The sequence below is a fragment of the Streptomyces sp. NPDC051913 genome, from assembly GCF_044593635.1.
Taxonomy (GTDB): Bacteria; Actinomycetota; Actinomycetes; order Streptomycetales; family Streptomycetaceae; genus Streptomyces.
On sequence record NZ_JBIUCI010000033.1, the window covers coordinates 1 to 15,536 of the forward strand.

At 70.6% G+C, this 15,536-nt stretch carries 11 protein-coding genes and 1 pseudogene; 2 read left to right on the forward strand and 10 right to left on the reverse strand.

What is annotated here, in order from left to right:
* The 8 genes and pseudogenes from ACIHIX_RS46305 to ACIHIX_RS46340 form a co-directional block, all read right to left on the reverse strand.
* Positions 1-247: pseudogene (locus tag ACIHIX_RS46305) on the reverse strand (IS630 family transposase); the annotation flags it as partial.
* Positions 248-300: 53 nt separating this feature from the next.
* Complete coding sequence (locus tag ACIHIX_RS46310) at positions 301-783, reverse strand: winged helix-turn-helix domain-containing protein (RefSeq protein ID WP_399966700.1); 483 nt, start codon at positions 781-783, stop codon at positions 301-303.
* 115 nt (positions 784-898) lie between these two features.
* Complete coding sequence (locus ACIHIX_RS46315) at positions 899-1,615, reverse strand: hypothetical protein (RefSeq protein ID WP_399966701.1); 717 nt, start codon at positions 1,613-1,615, stop codon at positions 899-901.
* Positions 1,612-5,931, reverse strand: coding sequence for a protein kinase (locus tag ACIHIX_RS46320; protein WP_399966702.1), 4,320 nt, complete (start codon positions 5,929-5,931; stop codon positions 1,612-1,614). Before ACIHIX_RS46320 ends, ACIHIX_RS46315 begins: the two co-directional genes overlap by 4 nt.
* Positions 5,932-5,936: 5 nt before the next feature.
* A complete protein-coding gene (locus ACIHIX_RS46325; protein WP_399966703.1) occupies positions 5,937-6,599 on the reverse strand; it encodes a DUF7019 family protein in 663 nt (220 codons plus the stop codon).
* 209 nt (positions 6,600-6,808) lie between these two features.
* Positions 6,809-8,569, reverse strand: a complete 1,761-nt coding sequence (locus ACIHIX_RS46330) for a S8 family peptidase (protein WP_399966704.1) — start codon at positions 8,567-8,569, stop codon at positions 6,809-6,811.
* 265 nt (positions 8,570-8,834) lie between these two features.
* Positions 8,835-11,108: a M4 family metallopeptidase gene (locus ACIHIX_RS46335; protein ID WP_399966705.1), complete on the reverse strand. Its 2,274-nt coding sequence runs from the start codon at positions 11,106-11,108 to the stop codon at positions 8,835-8,837.
* A 413-nt stretch (positions 11,109-11,521) separates the two neighbouring features.
* Positions 11,522-12,166 (reverse strand): GAP family protein, encoded by a 645-nt coding sequence (locus ACIHIX_RS46340; RefSeq protein ID WP_399966706.1) that lies wholly within the window; start codon positions 12,164-12,166, stop codon positions 11,522-11,524.
* Positions 12,167-12,447: 281 nt separating this feature from the next.
* Between ACIHIX_RS46340 and ACIHIX_RS46345 the strand changes: the two genes are divergently transcribed.
* Together ACIHIX_RS46345 and ACIHIX_RS46350 are read left to right on the forward strand one after the other, a co-directional pair.
* The gene (locus ACIHIX_RS46345) at positions 12,448-12,924 is read left to right on the forward strand and encodes a hypothetical protein (RefSeq protein ID WP_399966707.1); all 477 of its coding nucleotides are present in this window, start codon (positions 12,448-12,450) and stop codon (positions 12,922-12,924) included.
* Between the two features lie 247 nt (positions 12,925-13,171).
* The gene (locus ACIHIX_RS46350; protein ID WP_399966708.1) at positions 13,172-13,804 is read left to right on the forward strand and encodes a DUF4232 domain-containing protein; all 633 of its coding nucleotides are present in this window, start codon (positions 13,172-13,174) and stop codon (positions 13,802-13,804) included.
* Positions 13,805-13,857: 53 nt separating this feature from the next.
* On the opposite strand, the gene ACIHIX_RS46355 is transcribed toward ACIHIX_RS46350, so the two are convergent.
* Entirely contained in the window at positions 13,858-14,766 is a 909-nt protein-coding gene (locus ACIHIX_RS46355) for a hypothetical protein (protein ID WP_399966709.1), read from the reverse strand.
* 181 nt (positions 14,767-14,947) lie between these two features.
* Positions 14,948-15,436: a hypothetical protein gene (locus ACIHIX_RS46360; RefSeq protein WP_399966710.1), complete on the reverse strand. Its 489-nt coding sequence runs from the start codon at positions 15,434-15,436 to the stop codon at positions 14,948-14,950.
* Positions 15,437-15,536: the final 100 nt, after the last annotated feature.

Consider the following 15,536-nt stretch of genomic DNA (forward strand, 5'->3'; position numbering starts at 1 on the left):
CGATCGGGGCCTTGAGCTGGAGGTGCGCGCGCACCGCCAGGTCGCGGTAGTCGCGCCAGGAGAAGCTGTCGCGCCCTTTGCCTTTGTGCTTTCGGTGGCGCCGCGGCCGGTAGATCAGCCTGGAGGTTTCTCCTTGCTTGTAGCAGCACATGGCGGCGATCGACCAGCGGCGCCAGGAGCGGCCGCGCACCCGGACCACGGGCGTGTGCCCACGTCGGCCCCAGGTGCGGGCCCGCGGCGGTGTCATGGAAAACCCCGCCTCGTCCTCGAAGACGATGTAGGCCCCCAGCGCCGCCGCGGTCATTCCACGTGCGGCCACACACCCTTCTTCCACAGCTCGACCGCATGCTCGTCGCGTTCCAGCGCGCGGCGGGCCGGGCACTGCCAGGACCAGCCGTGCCGGTGCAGCAGCCGCCAGACGGCCGCCGGGGAGCAGTCGATGCCGAGCTTCCAGGCGATCAGCGCTCTGACCCGTGCCAGGGTCCACCGCTGGTCCTCCCAGCCATGCTCGGCCGGCCCGAGGGCCAACTCCTCCTCCAGCACGGCGAACTGGCCGTCGGACACCTTGGGGAGTTTGGCCGGTCCCGTGGAGGCGAGGGCGTCCATCCCGCCCTCCTGCCAGGCACGACGCCAGCGCTCCACCGACCGCTCACTCACCCGCAGATCCCTCGCGATCACCGCGGTTCTCTCACTGCGTGCGAACCGCTCACCGGCCTGGTACCGGATCCGCTCACGAAACTGCCGCCGCTCGGCGGTCAGCCCACCACCCTGCGCGTACCGCATACCACCGACCTACCGCAGGGATCAGCATCCGACAACAGTCCGAAGAGATCAGTAGTCCCGCGGGGCCCGTGTGAGGGGGCCACGTTTGCTGCGGCCGGGAGGGTGCAGCACCGCCTCAGCGTGGCACTTCCACCTCGATGCCGCCGAGCCGGTAGTTCCAGCGTCGGTCGAGCCGGGAGCCGCACTTCCGGGCGCCCTTCAGGTTTCTCACGAAGGCCCTGCGCTGGGCCGGGGTGGCCGAGCGCCAACGCAGTTCGAGGACCGGGCGCACCGGAGGGATGAGTTCGCGTATCCGCTGCTCGTACCTGGCCAGGCTCGCCTCGTAGTCGAACGGCCGGTAGACCAGGTCGAGATCGATCGACGGTGCCGAGCCGCCCGCCTCGTGGTGACAGGAGCCCAGCCAGTTGGCGAGGTAGTCCAGCCCGATCCGTATGTCGGAGGATGCCTGGTCCTGCCATTTGCCGAGGTAGGGCGCGTTCACCGTCTCCGCGGTCACCTCTTCCGGCATCACGATCAGGCCGCGGACGGAAGTGCCCGACAGGGCGATGTGGATACGCGGCCAGTGTCCCCCGGCCTCGATCCGGAAGCTGGGGAAGCAGCCCGCCATGCCCATCCCCGTCCGCAGCTGGGCCCAGTTCATCGCGTCGGACGGGAGCCGCTGCGGCGAGTAGGGCCCGTTGGTGCGGTGCCCGAGGTCGCTCTCCCGCATCATGAACACGGCCTCGAACACGTCACCGCGCAAGGCCATGCTCACGGGGAAGTACGCCCCGACCTCCGCCATGAACGCCTTGCCGGTGATCAGGGCGCCGATGCTGGACCGGTCCGGAATCATCGCCGTCTCCTCCATCCCTTCCGTGTCGGTCTGGGTGGTACGGGGCTGGGCAGACTGTCCAGTTCCGCCTGCACGACGAGGGTGTCCGGGTGGTGCTCGCCCAGACGCAGCCGCCGCTTCGCCAGCACTTCGCGCAGGACCTGAGCCGCGTCACTGTGCCGTCCGAGCCGGCGGTGCACCCGCGCCAGCCCCACCCGGGCCTCCAGGGTCTGGAGGCCGTCGGGGCCGTAGCGCCGCACGAGCTGGGGCACCAGCACGTCGTACATCCGCTCGACCTCGTCCAGTTCGCCCTTGTCGGTGAGCAGGGACGCGAGTGCCGCGATCGCCTCCAGGGTGGCCGGATGGTCCGCTCCCAGGTCCCGTTCGCGTTCCGCGGTCACCGCCCGGATCAGGGCCAGGGCTTCCGTCTGCCGGCGCAGATCGATCAGTACGGCGGCCCAGCCGAGCATCGCCCGCTGGGTCTCGACGTGCCCGGCGTCCCACAGGTGGGAGCGCACGTCGACGACGAGCTGCCAGGTCAGCTCGGCCGCGACCGGATCGCCCTCGCGGTGCAGGAGGGGAGCGGCCTCGGCGAGCGTGACGAGGTCGTCCTGGAGCTGGTCGGCGAAGTGGTTGGCCCAGAAGGTCTCGGACCGGTTGAGTTCCTCCTCCGGTCTCAGCAGCAGCGTGAGCGCCTCGGCCGTGCCCGGTGTCTTGTCGGGCTCCCGGCTCGCCAGGTCCTCGGCCACGGAGTGCATGTAGAGGCGGTAGCCCGTGTCGTTGCGGGACGGCACCTTGTCCAGTTCCGCGGCGAGTTCCAGGGTGCGGGTGACAGCGCGCTGCTGCCGCTCGCCGATGCGCGCCATCGCCTCGATGAGGGCCGGGCGGCTGTCGTCACGGGAGGGCAGCTCGACGGCGACCTCGGCCCGCAGTTCCTCGATCACCGGCTCGGCCTCCGCGCGCAGCACTCCCGGTGCCGAGCCGAAGTCGTACTCCCAGTCCAGGGCCCAGGTCAGCAGGCGGCCGCCTTCGTCGCCGGCCAGCAGCAGAGCGCCGTCAGGGGCCAGCGCGACATCGGATACCGCGTCCGAGAAGCCGGTGAAGGCCCGCAGTTCCCGGCCGGTCGTCAGGTCCCACAGGCGTGCCTGGCGGTCCTCGCCGCCTGACACCGCGAGGAGGAAGTCAGGCGTGACGGCGAGGCTGCGCACGGCGGCGGTGTGTCCGGTGAGCACATGGACGCAGCGGGCGGCGGCGACGTCCCAGAGCCGCACGGTGCCGTCGGCGGAGCAGGACAGCAGATGCCGGCCGTCGCCGCCGGGCAGGACGTCGACCACGGCGTCGGTGTGTCCGGTGAGCACCGCCTCGCACTGTCCGTCGGCGGTCCGCCAGACGCGTACGGTCGCGTCGGCGCCGCCGGTGACGACGTAGCGGCCGTCCTCGCTCAGCCGTGCGGCACCGATCCACTCCTCGTGCCCGCCCAGCACCCACCGCAGTTCGCCTGCGTAAAGGTCCCAGATCTTCACGGTGACGTCCTGGCCGCGGGAGAGCCCGTAACGGTGGTCGGCGCTGACGGCCACGTCCAGCACGGCTCCGGGGTGGGCCTCCCAGCGTCCGAGGGACCTGCCGCTGGGGATGTCCCAGGCGGCGACGACGCCGTCGGCGGTCCCGGAGAGGGCCACCTGGCCGTCCTCGCTGACGGCGACGTAGTACACGTGGTCGCGGGGGCTGGTGAACAGCTGGACGAGGCGCTTGTCGCGGGGCTGCCAGGCGACGACCCGGCCGTCCTCGCCCCCGGACACGGCGAGCCGGCCGTCGGCGGTCATCGCCAGGGCGCCGAGGTGTCCGGTGTGCAGGCTGAGCGTGTGCAGCAGCTGCCCGGTCTCCACGTCGAAGACCCAGGCCTCGGAGCTGCCCGCCCGGGCGAGCGCGGTGGGGCTGCGTCCGCTCAGGGCCAGGGCCCAGGACCGGTCGTCGTCGGGGGTGATCCGGCCCGCGGACCAGGCGTCGACCAGTGCCGTACGGCGGCCGAGGGCACCGAGTCTGCGCCACAGGCGTACGGGCTCGGAGTGGCGCCGGTGGCCGGGCAGTGCGCGGGCGGCGCGGATCAGTTCGGCCGCCTGTTCCAGCCGTCCGGCCGCGCCGTGCGTGGCCGCCTGGTCCAGCAGTTCGGCCACTCGGGTGGCCGCGGCGCTGACGTCCCTGGCCTGGTGGGGGCGGACGTAGCTCCAAGGGGCCGGCGGTCCGGCAGGGGGCAGGTGCCATGCGCGCACGGTCTTGCCCTCGGCGGTGAGCGCGCGGTGGCCGGTCGCGCTCAGCGCGACCTCCTTGGTGTCGGGCGTGGCCTCCAGGGAGAGGCGGCAGCGGCCCGTGTCGAGGTCCCACACCCGTGACGGCTCGGCGCGTCCGCCGCTGGAGAAGCCGACCGTGCCGTCCGTGTTCAGGGCTGTTTGGCCGTATCCGGTCCTGAGTACCCGTGGGGCATCACCGGAGCCGAGGTCCGCCAGTCGGACGTGGGTGCTCCCGCCGCTGACCGCGACGCGTCGGCCGTCGTCGGTGAACCGCACGCGCAGGCAGGCGTGATCGAACCGGTGGACCAGTGCTCCCGTGCGGACGTCGTGCACCGAGCTCGTCCGGCGCGTGTGGTCGACGATGCAGCACAGGGTGCCCCGGGCGCCCAGGAAATCGACCCTGCCCTCGAACTCCCGGACCTCCACGGGTTCGCCGGTCTCCAGGTCCCAGGTGACGACCTCCCCTTCGTACCCGCTGGTGACCGCGTGCCGCTGATCCTCCGTCAGCGCGACCGCCAGCACCCAGCTGGGGTGCCCGGGCAGGTCGAAACCTGAGGCGGTTGCGATATCGAGCACCAGCGCGCGCCCGGTGCCACCGCCGACGATCAGGACGCGTCCGTCGTCCCGGACCGCGAGTGCCGAGGCCCGGTAGTTCTCCAGCCGCAGTTCCTGCCGGCACTCCCCCGTGGCCAGGTCCCAGATCCGCAGCCCGCCGGAACCGTCCGCCGAGATGCCCGTCGTGCCGTCCGGGGTCAGGGCGAGGGCGGTGATCCAGTCGTCGTGTTCCCCGGGCAGCACGGACTGGGCCGGGGCGGGCGCGTCCAGCACCGAGGCCAGGGCGGCGGCGATCTGCTGGTCGTCGGGCATCCGCGCGGACGCGTCCCGCAGCAGTTCGGCCGCGGCAGGCGCGTCGCCCCGCTCGCGGTGCACCAGCGCGAGCAGGTACGTGCCGTCGTCGGGGTCGCCGAAGCGCACGGACTCGAGCTCGTCCACCAGCTCGGCGTCGGTGATCACGCCCGTCCGCCAGCGGTGCAGCCCGCGGTTGTAGCGGGCGTGCGGGTGGTGGGGGTCCGCACGCAGGGCACGGGTCCACAGATCCTCGGCGCTGTCGCGGCGGCCGAGGTCCAGCATCGACAGCGCGTGGTTGGAGAGGCTGTCGGCGAGCAGGGTGGCCGCGGACGGGGCGCGGCGCGGATAGGGACCCACCTCGCACCGGTACACCGCGACCAGCCGCTCGGCGAGCGGGCCGAGCCGGGAAGGGCGTACGGCGGGGTCCTCCGCGAAGCACTCGCGCAGTACGTCCAGCAACTCGACCGGCACCCGCGGGAGCGTGCCCGGCGTCCGGGACCGGGTGTAGCCCTCGAAGGCCTGGCCGGCGCTGGTACCGTCCCGCACCGGCGGCCTGCCCAGGAGCATTTCGAACACGGTGACCGCCCAGGACCAGATGTCCGTAGCCGGGGTGAGCCCGGACGGTGACCGGGCCTGCTCGGGCGAGCAGTACGCGGGGTCGAGGCCGCCGCGGCTGACGGACGGCTCCGCGTCCCCGGCCGCGCGGGCCCGTGCCAGGCCGAAGTCGGTGACCTTGACCGTGCCGTCCCGGGTCAGCATCACGTTGGCGGGCTTGACGTCCTGGTGCACGACGCCGTTCTCGTGCGCGTGCTCCAGGCCCCAGGCGGACTGGATCGCGACGTCCAGCAGGGTCGCGAGGGGATCGTCGCCGTACAGGGTCCGGTTGCGGACGGCTTCCGCGAGGCTGCCGCCGTCGGCCCACTCGGCGAAGACCCTGGGCACGTCCTCCAGGGTGCGCACGTAGACGCAGTTGGCGATGTGCGGGTGCAGGCCCAGACCCACCCACACCTCCGCCTCCCGCTCGAAGTCCCCGATCCCGTCCGGCGAGCGGACGACGGCGGGGCGCGGGGTCTTCACCGCCAGGTCGATGTCCCAGCCGCGGTGGTGGACCCGGTGCACCAGTCCCAGGCCGCCGGTACGCACCACGTCCAGGACCTCGTACAGGTCCAGGATGACGTCCCCGCGGCGCCAGGTGGCCATGGGCGTCAGTCCACCACGGCGGCGTACAGGGGTGTTCCGAGCAGCACCGACCTGCCGGTGCCGTCCGGGCTTTCGCCGTGCAGCAGCCGCTTCGCCACGAACTCGACGTGCTGAGCCGGCCAGCGCAGTCGCGCGACGACCCGCTCGACGCGGCCCAGTGCCATGCGATCGACGTGGTCGAGGTCGCCGTCCACCGCGTCGGCGACGTACTCGTCCTCCAGGTCGGAGGTGATCCCAAGGCCGTCGAGCATCGAAGACATCATCGAGCGCCCCACGCCGTGTGCCTCGGCGTCCGGCACGTAGTCGTACACGTGCCGGTACGAGCCACCCAGGGCGACGACGGTGTCCTCGCTGCGCCCGCCGAAGAACACCAGGGAGGATGCGGGGTCGTCGCGGAACGCGCCCCATCGCATCCGCAGCGAGCCCCAGAAGTACTGGCCCGGGGCGTCCACCGTGCCGAGGTCACCGTGATCGCGGAGGTACCGGACGACCGCCTCGAGACGCGTGATCCGGTCGTTCGCCGGGCCCTCGGTGGTGCGCTTCGCCGACAGCACGGAGAGGTTCACACCCACCTCCGTTTGCCGCTTGGCCCCGAATCCGGGGTCGATCTGCGGCAACAGCATGTCGACCTTGCTGTCCGAGATGTACACGTAGTAGCTCAGCGACACTGCCGGATCCTCCCACGCCTCGACCTTCCCAGCCTATCGATCACGACCCGCTGTGATCCATGGGGTGCGCAGGCGAGGGGAGTTGAGCGGTGCGGCGACGGCGTCCGGGCGGGGCCGGGTCTCCAGGAGGGTGGTCTCGGCCGCGGCGTCCACCGCGGCCGAGACCGATGTGCCCGAACAGCACGACTGGGGCGCTGTCGGGCCCGGTGCTAGAAGGTCAGGTTCCAGGCGTCGATCTTGCCTGTGTCGGAGGCGGCGTTGTCGTTGACGCGCAGCGTCCAGGTGCCGTTCGCGACCTCCGAGGAGGCGTTCACGGTGTAGGTCTGGGCGATGTTGTCGGCGCTGCCGCCGGTGCGGTTGTGCAGGGTGTAGACGGTGCCGTCCGGCGCCACCAGGTCGACCTTCAGATCGCCGATGTAGGTGTGCTTGATGTCCACACCCACCTTGAGGGTGGCCGGGGCGTTGCCGGTCACACCGGTGACGGCGATCGGGCTGTCCACGGTCGCGTTGTCGTTGATGGTGAAGTCCGCGAGGTTCTCGAAGTACTTGCCGGGCGGCGGGGTGGTGCCGACGGCCTTGAGGGCGTCGACCTGTCCCTCGCCGAAGAACGAGTTGTTGGCCGTCGTGCCCGTGCAGCGGCTGTCCGAGGGGCAGGCGATGTCGTTGGCCTGCTCGGCCAGTTTGGCGCGCAGCTGCGCCGGGGTGATGCCCGGGTTGGCGCTGGCGAGGAGTGCCGCCACGCCGACCACGTGCGGAGTGGCCATCGAGGTGCCGCTCTTGCTGCCGTAGCCGCCGCCGGGGACGGTGGAGTACACGTTGCTGCCCGGCGCCGCGACGTCGATGACGCCCTGGCCGTAGTTCGAGAACGAGGCCTTGGTGACACCCGTGCCGTTGGCCGCGACCGTGACCACGCCCGGCAGCTCGGTCGGGATGTCGAGGCAGGCGTTGGTGATGGTGCGGGTGACCGGCGTCGAGTCGTTCGGGCTCGCGGAGTCGGTCGTCTTGTGGGCGAGGTCGTAGTTCTCGTTGCCCGCGGCGGCGATCTGGAGGGAGCCCTTGCCCTCGGCGTACTCCTGGGCGCGCTTGACGCCCTCGATGATGGCGGCCTGGTCGATGTTGTCCGGGCAGTTGAACTGCCAGGGGTCCGTGTAATAGCTGTTGTTGGTGACCTTGAAGCCGTGGTCACCGGCCCAGACGAAGCCGCAGATGGTGTTCTCGGCGAAGAAGAAGGAGTTGCCCGGCTCGGCGACCCGGACCGCGGCGATCTTCACCCCGGGTGCCACGCCGACGACGCCCTTGCCGTTCTTGGCCGCGGCGATGGTGCCCGCCACGTGGGTGCCGTGCGTGTCGACGTCCCGCCAGGCGCCGGCACGGGTGTCGGGCTTGCCGTAGGCGCAGGAGACCGAGTCGGCCGCGTCGAAGTTGGGCGCGAGGTCCTGGTGCTGGTCGTCCACACCGGTGTCCAGGACGCCGACCGTGACGGAGGCGGAGCCCGGGTTCACGGCCCACGCCTGGTCGGCCTTGATCTGGCTCATGTCGGCCCGGACCGGTTCTCCGGCCGGGGTCGAGGCCTGGGCCGGGTTGGGCGGGAGCGCCGGGTCGTAGGCGGCGGCCGGGACGTCCGAGGTGCGTGTGGCGCCGACCTGCTGGACGCCTGTGACGGCGCGCATGGTGGCGGCGAAGGTGCTGGACGCCGAGTGGGCGACGATCACGCCGATGGCGTCGAAGCTGGAGAAGACGGTGCCGCCGTTGGCCGTGATCGCGGAGCGGACCGACGAACTGTCACCCGGGGCGGTGATCACGAGGTAAGCGCGTGTGCCGGCCACCCATGCCGCGCTCCGGGAAGCCTGCGCGACGGCCGGCGTGTGGGCCTTGGCGGCCGGCGCGGTGGAGGGGACGACCGGGAGCGTACCCGCGAGGGCGCCCGGGGCGCCGAACGCGAGGGCGGCGCCGAGCGTGGCCGCCAGCACCAGTGTGCGTCTCGGTCGGCTGAATATGTGGGGTATCAATGCGTCCTCCGAAGACGGCCCGGCCGTGCTGGTGGCACCGACCTGGCCGTACGAAACAAGTGGTGGGTGCAAGATGTCAGGTGCATGCCCTTGTGGGGAAGTACCTTTCCGTGCAGGGACGTTGCGAGGACCTGGCTGAAAAGAGACGCCACTCTCCGGCTGATGTACCTCATGGCACCGCCCGGATCCTCGGGACCCGGGCGGCGTCGTGCGGTCGGACTGGGGGTCAGGGAATCAGCTGCCAGCGGGCGATGTACCCGACGTCGATGGCTGCCCGGTCCTGCACCCGTAGGGTCCAGGTGCCATTGAGCGGTTGCGCGGAGGCGTCGACGGTGAAGGTCTGGTCGACGTTGTCGGCGGAGCCGCCGCTGCGGTTGAGGAGGGAGTAGACGGTGCCGTTGGGCCCGACGAGGTCGATGGTGAGGTCGCCGCGGTAGGTGTGGACGATGTTGACGTACACCGAGGTGGTCGCGGAGGCGTTGCCCTCGCGGCCGGTGATGGTCAGCGGTGACTCCACGGCGGCCCCGTTGTCCGGGATGTCGACGCGGGTGGCGTTGGCGTAGACGTAGCCGATCTTCCAGGTGAAGGTGTCCGTGGCCGTCGCCCCGGTGCTGTCGGTCACGGTGACCGTGACGTCGCTGGTGGCGAGGGTCGTCGGGGTGCCGCTGATCAGACCGCTCGGGCTGATGCCGAGGCCGTCGGGCAGTCCGGTGGCCTCATACGTCAGAGCGGCGCCGGTGTTGGTGGTGTAGGCGTCCAGTTGGAGGCTGACGTTCTGGTCGACGCCGCTGAACTGGTCGGCGGTCGGGGCGAGGTTGACGCCGAGGGCGATGCGGTTGCCGACGTTGATCGCGGCCCAGGCGTCAGCGACGGCCAGGTAGGTCGGGCTGTAGGTGCCGAACAGGTCGCCGGCGGCCGACAGGGTGGCGGTGCGGGCACCGGCGTAGTTGGTCGTGGAGGTCATGTACGTCGTCAGCGCGCGATACCAGATCGCGGCGGCGTTCTGGATGCCGATGCCGGTGACGGGCTGGGCGTCGTACGTCGGGCTGTCGTAGTCCACGCCGTTGACGGTCTTGGCGCCGCTGCCCTCGGAGAGCAGGTAGAAGAAGTGGTTCGCGGGGCCCGAGGAGTAGTGGACGTCGATGCCGCCGAGGGCGGAGCTCCAACTGTCGCGGGACGCGCCGTCCTTGGAGGGCTTGTCCATGTAACGCAGCGGTGTGCCGTCACCGTTGATGTCGATCTTCTCACCGACGAGGTAATCCCCGGGGTCGGCCGCAAGGTTCTCGTAGAACTCGACGGCGGCGGCGAAGATGTCGGAGGTCGCCTCGTTGAGCCCGCCGGACTCCCCCGAGTACACCAGGCCCGCGGTGGCGGCGGTGACGCCGTGGCTCATCTCGTGGGCTGCCACGTCGAGCGCGGTCAGCGGATGGGTGTTGCCCGAGCCGTCGCCGTACGTCATGCAGAAGCAGGCGTCCTGCCAGAACGCGTTGACGTAGTTGTTGCCGTAGTGGGCACGGCTGTAGGCGGCGACACCGTCGTTGCGGATGCCGTTGCGGCCGTAGGTCTCCTTGTAGTAGTCCCAGGTGGCCGCGGCACCGAACGCCACGTCGACACCGGCGGTCTGACGGTTGCCCGGAAGTCCGTTGCCCCAGACATCGTTGTCGTCGGTGAACAGGGTGCCGGTGCCCGAGGTGCCCTGGTTGAGGTCGTACGTCCGCTGCCCGGCGCGGTCGGGGTCCACGAGCTGGTACGTCGATCCGGACAGCGTGGAGCCGACTGGGACCTCCCCGACGTACTGGCCGGTGCCGGAGCCGGTATGGACATGCTCCGCGGCCAGGAGCTCCTTGCCGGTGGCGGCGTCGGTGACGACCTGGAGTTCGCTGGGAGTGCCGTCCACCTGAACCCCCTCGACGAGGGTCTCCCACGCCAGCACGGGCTTGCCGGCCCCTGCCCAGACCACCAGGCGGGGCGCCCGCTCCGTCCGGGACCCCTTGACCTCGTCCTTCTTCGAGACGCCGAGGGCCTTGGCGGCGGCGCCCGCGGCGGTGATCGTCGGACGGAGCGAGGGGACCTCAAGTCGGGCGGGGCTCGCCTTGGTGACGGTCGTACGACCGCTCTGGTCGTGGACGACCAGGTCACCGCCGAGGACGGGCAACCCCGCGTAGGTGCGTTCGTAACGGGTGTGCGTGGTGCCGTCGGCGTCCTTGATGACGTCCTTGACGACGAGCTTCTCCTGGGCGCCGAGGGCGATTCGCTCCGCCGTGCGGGGCGCCGCGGACCGGGCGCTCTGGAGCAGGGCGGCTCGGCGGGCGGGGGTCAGGGACGGCTGCGCGGCGCCGCTCCTGGGGGTGGCGGTGATCTTCGTGGGGGTCGGCTCCGCCGGGGCCGCGGTGGCGGGACTCGGGGCGGCGAGGGCGAGCAGGGAGCCTACGGCGGTCAGAGCGAGGGCGGTGGTGGTGGCGCGTCTGCGCCCGGCAAGAGCGCGGCGTCGCAAGGGCAACGGGTTCTCCTTCAACACAACGGACGGCCCGTGATGCAGGGTCGTGGACGAGACGGAGCGGCGGGGTGCGCCGATCCGGAGCGCTGCACGGCATGCGGGTGGAAGGAGGTGGGGGGTGGGGGGTGCTCTGTGTGGGGATTACGTCGACGAACCGTGAACTTCTGCAGAAGAGTGGCACCGCACACACAGGTTTGTCATGGGAATGCCAAAGCAACGGCTGGAAATGACCATGCCGGGCGGGCATATCGGCACAGGCTGCGCCGCTTTTCGGCCTCGCCTCAGAGGGAGGGCTTCACGGCATGCCGTGTGGATTCCGCAACTGCGGTGTCATGGTGCTGGTCAGACGAGTGGTCAGGCTGCCGCGGCTGCACCCCGTTCCGGCTGCTGCCGCCTTCTCTGACCGGCCATCCGCATCAGGCGACCAGCTGGTAGATGCTGGCGGCCATCAGCCACAGTCCGGCGGCGAGGGAGAGCGTGACGACCAGCTGCTCCTGGTGCTCACTCAGCCACATCCGCAGGGCGTTCAGCCGGGCTTCCGCGGCCGCAGGCGCCCAGACCGCGTACATCTCCATGACGATGAGGCTGAGGGTGGCCAACAGGCAGTAGCCGCTGAGCACAATCCAGTCGTGGGCGGTGGATAGGTCCGCCTCCAGGGCCGTTGCGGCACCGGCGCCGACCAGCGCCCAAGGCTGCAGCAGCCACGCCAGACCGGCCGCCGTAACCCAGGAGGCGTTGTCGATCCGCGCGGCCCAGCGCACAGGACCGCGCGGGCGGGGCGGTCGGCGCCGCCGGCGCGCGCCGTAGACCACCAGCCCCAGACCGATGGCGAGTTTCGCGGCGATCGCGGCGGCCGAGGGCGCACTGTGGCGATCCGGCGGCTGACCGCCGGTGAGCAGCACCACGACGGCAATGACGACGATCAGGTTGGCCAGCCACGACAAGAGGAATGCCAGACCCTGACGGATACCGTGCCGCGAGGACAGCAGCAGGATGAAGGCGCTGTTGTGCAACGGCCCCAGGGTGACGGCCGTGCCGATCACCACCAGGTTGAGGACCATCGAACCAATCGCTCCTGGACGTCGAGGCCGGCCACCATCCATGCACCAGAGGCAAGCCGGCAGAAGATCGCGGCGCTGACCACGGTGCCGCCTCACGGCTGTGCTGGTGGCGGCCTGGCGGGTCAAGCAGGCCACGCCCATGACGCCTGACCTGTCTGCGGACCCAGGGGCCAGCCGCTTGATCACCTACGGACGGCAACCCCAGGCAGGAGGCCAGTCAGATGGGCACGTGAGGGAAGGCCTATCTTGAGGCGATGGAATGGGGGACCCTCATAGGCACAGTGACCGGCGCAGTCATCGGAGTGGGCGCCACATCGATAGCCGACCGAGCCAAGTGGCGCCGCGAGCAGAGCGAGCGCCGTACTGAGGTCAGACGCGACCTGTATGCCGCCTACCTGGCAGCGGTGGCCAGGACCTGGAACGACATCCGCGCCGTCGTCATCGACAGCACGGAGCCCTGGCCGGAGCGGGCGCGTCAGGCGGAAGTCGCTTACCGCAACGGCGGGGTGTACGAGCTGCGGTACCAGCTGGCGATCACAGCGCCACCTGAGATCGTTGCCCTCTCCGACAAGACCATGAAGGGCATGCGCGACCTCGTTCAACAGCTCATCGCCGGCCGCAGATACGACACCTGGGCGGAGCTCAAGAGTGAGTGTCGGCCATGGTTCGACGCCTTTGACGCCATGCGTGCCGGCATGCGCCGAGATCTCGACCCTTCAGCCCTGCCCACGCCGGACGACCAGTCAGGGCCCAGGTAGGGGCCGCTCTGTCCCGATCACCGCTCGGCTTTCAACCGCCGCACCCACTCCAGCACCACAACGGCTGCACGGTGTTGGGGTGCTGTCGTGACCTGCTGTCCGCTGACGCTCCGTCACCGTGAGAGCGGGAATTCGTCACCGGCGGGTCACAGGTCGGTGTGCGGGAGAACTGCCGGCCCCGCGGTTCTGTCTGGTTCGACGGGGCGACTGGAGTCGCGCTCCGGACAACCGGAACTTGGGGGACGGCATGCGGAATGTGAGCGCGATGCGCAATACGGCGGTAGCGGTCATCGTAGCTTCGGCCGCTCTGGCGGTGGCGGGGTGTCAGCCCGGTGAGGCCGATGCGGGCACCGGAGGCGGCAGCGCCACCTCGTCCGGGGCCGCCAGCACAGCAACGGCTTCTCCCTCCGCGCCTTCGGCATCCGCACCGGTTTCGGCAGCGACGTGCGCCGCGAGCAGTCTCGAAGCGACCTCCCGTCAGGCCGCCGTGCGGCCGGACGGCACCGGTACCGGGGCAGCCGTCGTCGAGTTCACCAACGTGTCCGCACACACGTGCATCCTCAAAGGTCACCCCACGGTGGCCGGAGCCGGGAACGGCTCTCCCGAGATGAACGTGCCGCTCACCGTCAAACCGACCGGAACCGCGACGGCGGTGACGGTACTGCCCGGTGCCAAAGCGTGGGTGAAGCTGACGTTCGTGCAGGTGCAGGGAGAGGCCGACGGATACTGCGTGTCCGGTTCGGCCCCCGTGGTGTATCCCACGATGGTGATCGGGCTGCCGGGATCCGGGGCACACCAGGTGGCCCTGGACGACGGACAGTTCGCCGAGTGCGACGACACCGTGACCGTCACCGCCGTATCAGCAGTCGAACCTTCCTGACCGATTCCCGGCGCAACAGGCGCGCCCAGCACTGGTACGACGGCCGAGGCCGGCTAGGCCTCGTCCGTGTCCTCGGTGAGTTTGGCCAGCTCTCGGCTCGCCCGGTCCGCGGACCGGCGGGCCTTGTCGGCGGCACGGGCAGCGTCCTTCACCGCGGTGTCGGCGAGGGCTACCGTCTCCATGGCCTCGCGCAGTTCCTCACGGGCTTGTTGCAGATGCTCCTCCAGTTCGCTCACCCGGGCCCGGGCTCCTTCTGCGCGGGTGTCGGCGGCCTGCTTCGTGTCGTTCGCGGTGCTGAGGATGTCCTGGCTTCGGCGGGCCTCCGCTGCCGTCTCCTCGCTGCGCGCGCGGGCCCGGTTCACTCGCTCGCGCCGCGCCTGGGCGCGCCGATCGGGATTGTCCGCCCGGGATCTCGTCCCGCGGGTCGCCGCCGTGGGGGCCGTAGTCGCCGGCGGCCGGGAGCGTTCGGGCAGGGCCTCGGGGGTGACGGCGGTGAAGTCCACCGTTGCCGCCGGCACTCTGGTCAGCCGGGCCGCCGCCCACTCCTCGGCGACCTTCTGGTCGGCCAGGACACCGTGCAGGATCTGCTCGACCTCATACCGGACCGCCTGTGTCAACGGCGATCCGGCTTGCTGTGCGAGTTCGGCCGCCTCCCGCGCCAGCAGGGCGATCATCTGATGCTGTTGGCGGCTCGCCTGACGCAGCTGCCCGGCATCCAGCGTCCGATGCGCCTGCCGCAACGTCTCCCCCAGCTCCAGCAGGCGGTCTGCCTCCTGAGGGTGTTGGCGTACGAACAGGTTCGACGCCCAGGCCGCGAGCGTGGGCCGCCGCAGTCCGGCGATCCGCCGCGCCGCAACCGCATCCTTCGCCCGGCGGGCCTCCGCCACCCGTGCATCCCGCTCGGCGACGAACTCCTCGGGCCGCAGCCGGTACAACGCGCCGATGACCTCCTCAACATCCACACCCCCACCCTCTGCCCCGTTGGCCGCCCGCTGCCGGGCCGCGCCGCGTGACACGGCCTTCTTCGCCGCGCATTCACCAACCCGGGCGAAGGGGACCGTTGCCTTGGTGTGCCCACTTCACGAAATCCTCCCAGGGACCTGATCCGGCCCCGGGTTCCGACCTGCGACAGCTCCTTTGACGTCACGAAGGTCCGCTCTGTCCGCCTGGGGTCCACGGCGGGTAAGGGGCGATCTCGGCGGTCCACTCAGTCGTGGCTCTCAGCAGCGCCTCTGGCGTGATCCGACACACGACTGTGAACGGGTCTCCTGCCTGATTCCGCTTGCGCCAGGGCGGCGAGAACTCGAGATCCAGGCGGATCTCGAGGGCGATGTGCCGTGCATCGGTCCGGTCGGCCGTGAAGGCCAAGTTCGGCTCGATGAACTCAAGGCTGCGATCCTCTGGTTGGCGACCGCCGGTCGCGCGAGCAATGTCGCGGAGCCAGGTGGCCAACACGACCGCGTCCTCCGGAGTCAGTGCCTGCCAACGGAAAGTCCACGCTCCCTGTGGGCAATGCGCAGTGCCTTCGATGATCAGCCAGCTCCGACGTTTGCCCTCATGGGCGTCATCGGGGAACTGGTAGTTCACAACCCCCAGCTCAATGCCGTGCCCATCACAGTCGAACAATCGCATGGAACCAGCATGTCAGTCACTTGTCACTTGACGTCTCATGGGAAGACGGTCGGAGGAAGGCCCTACCAGGGGCTGGTTGCCCGCGCGATGCCTGTTCTCT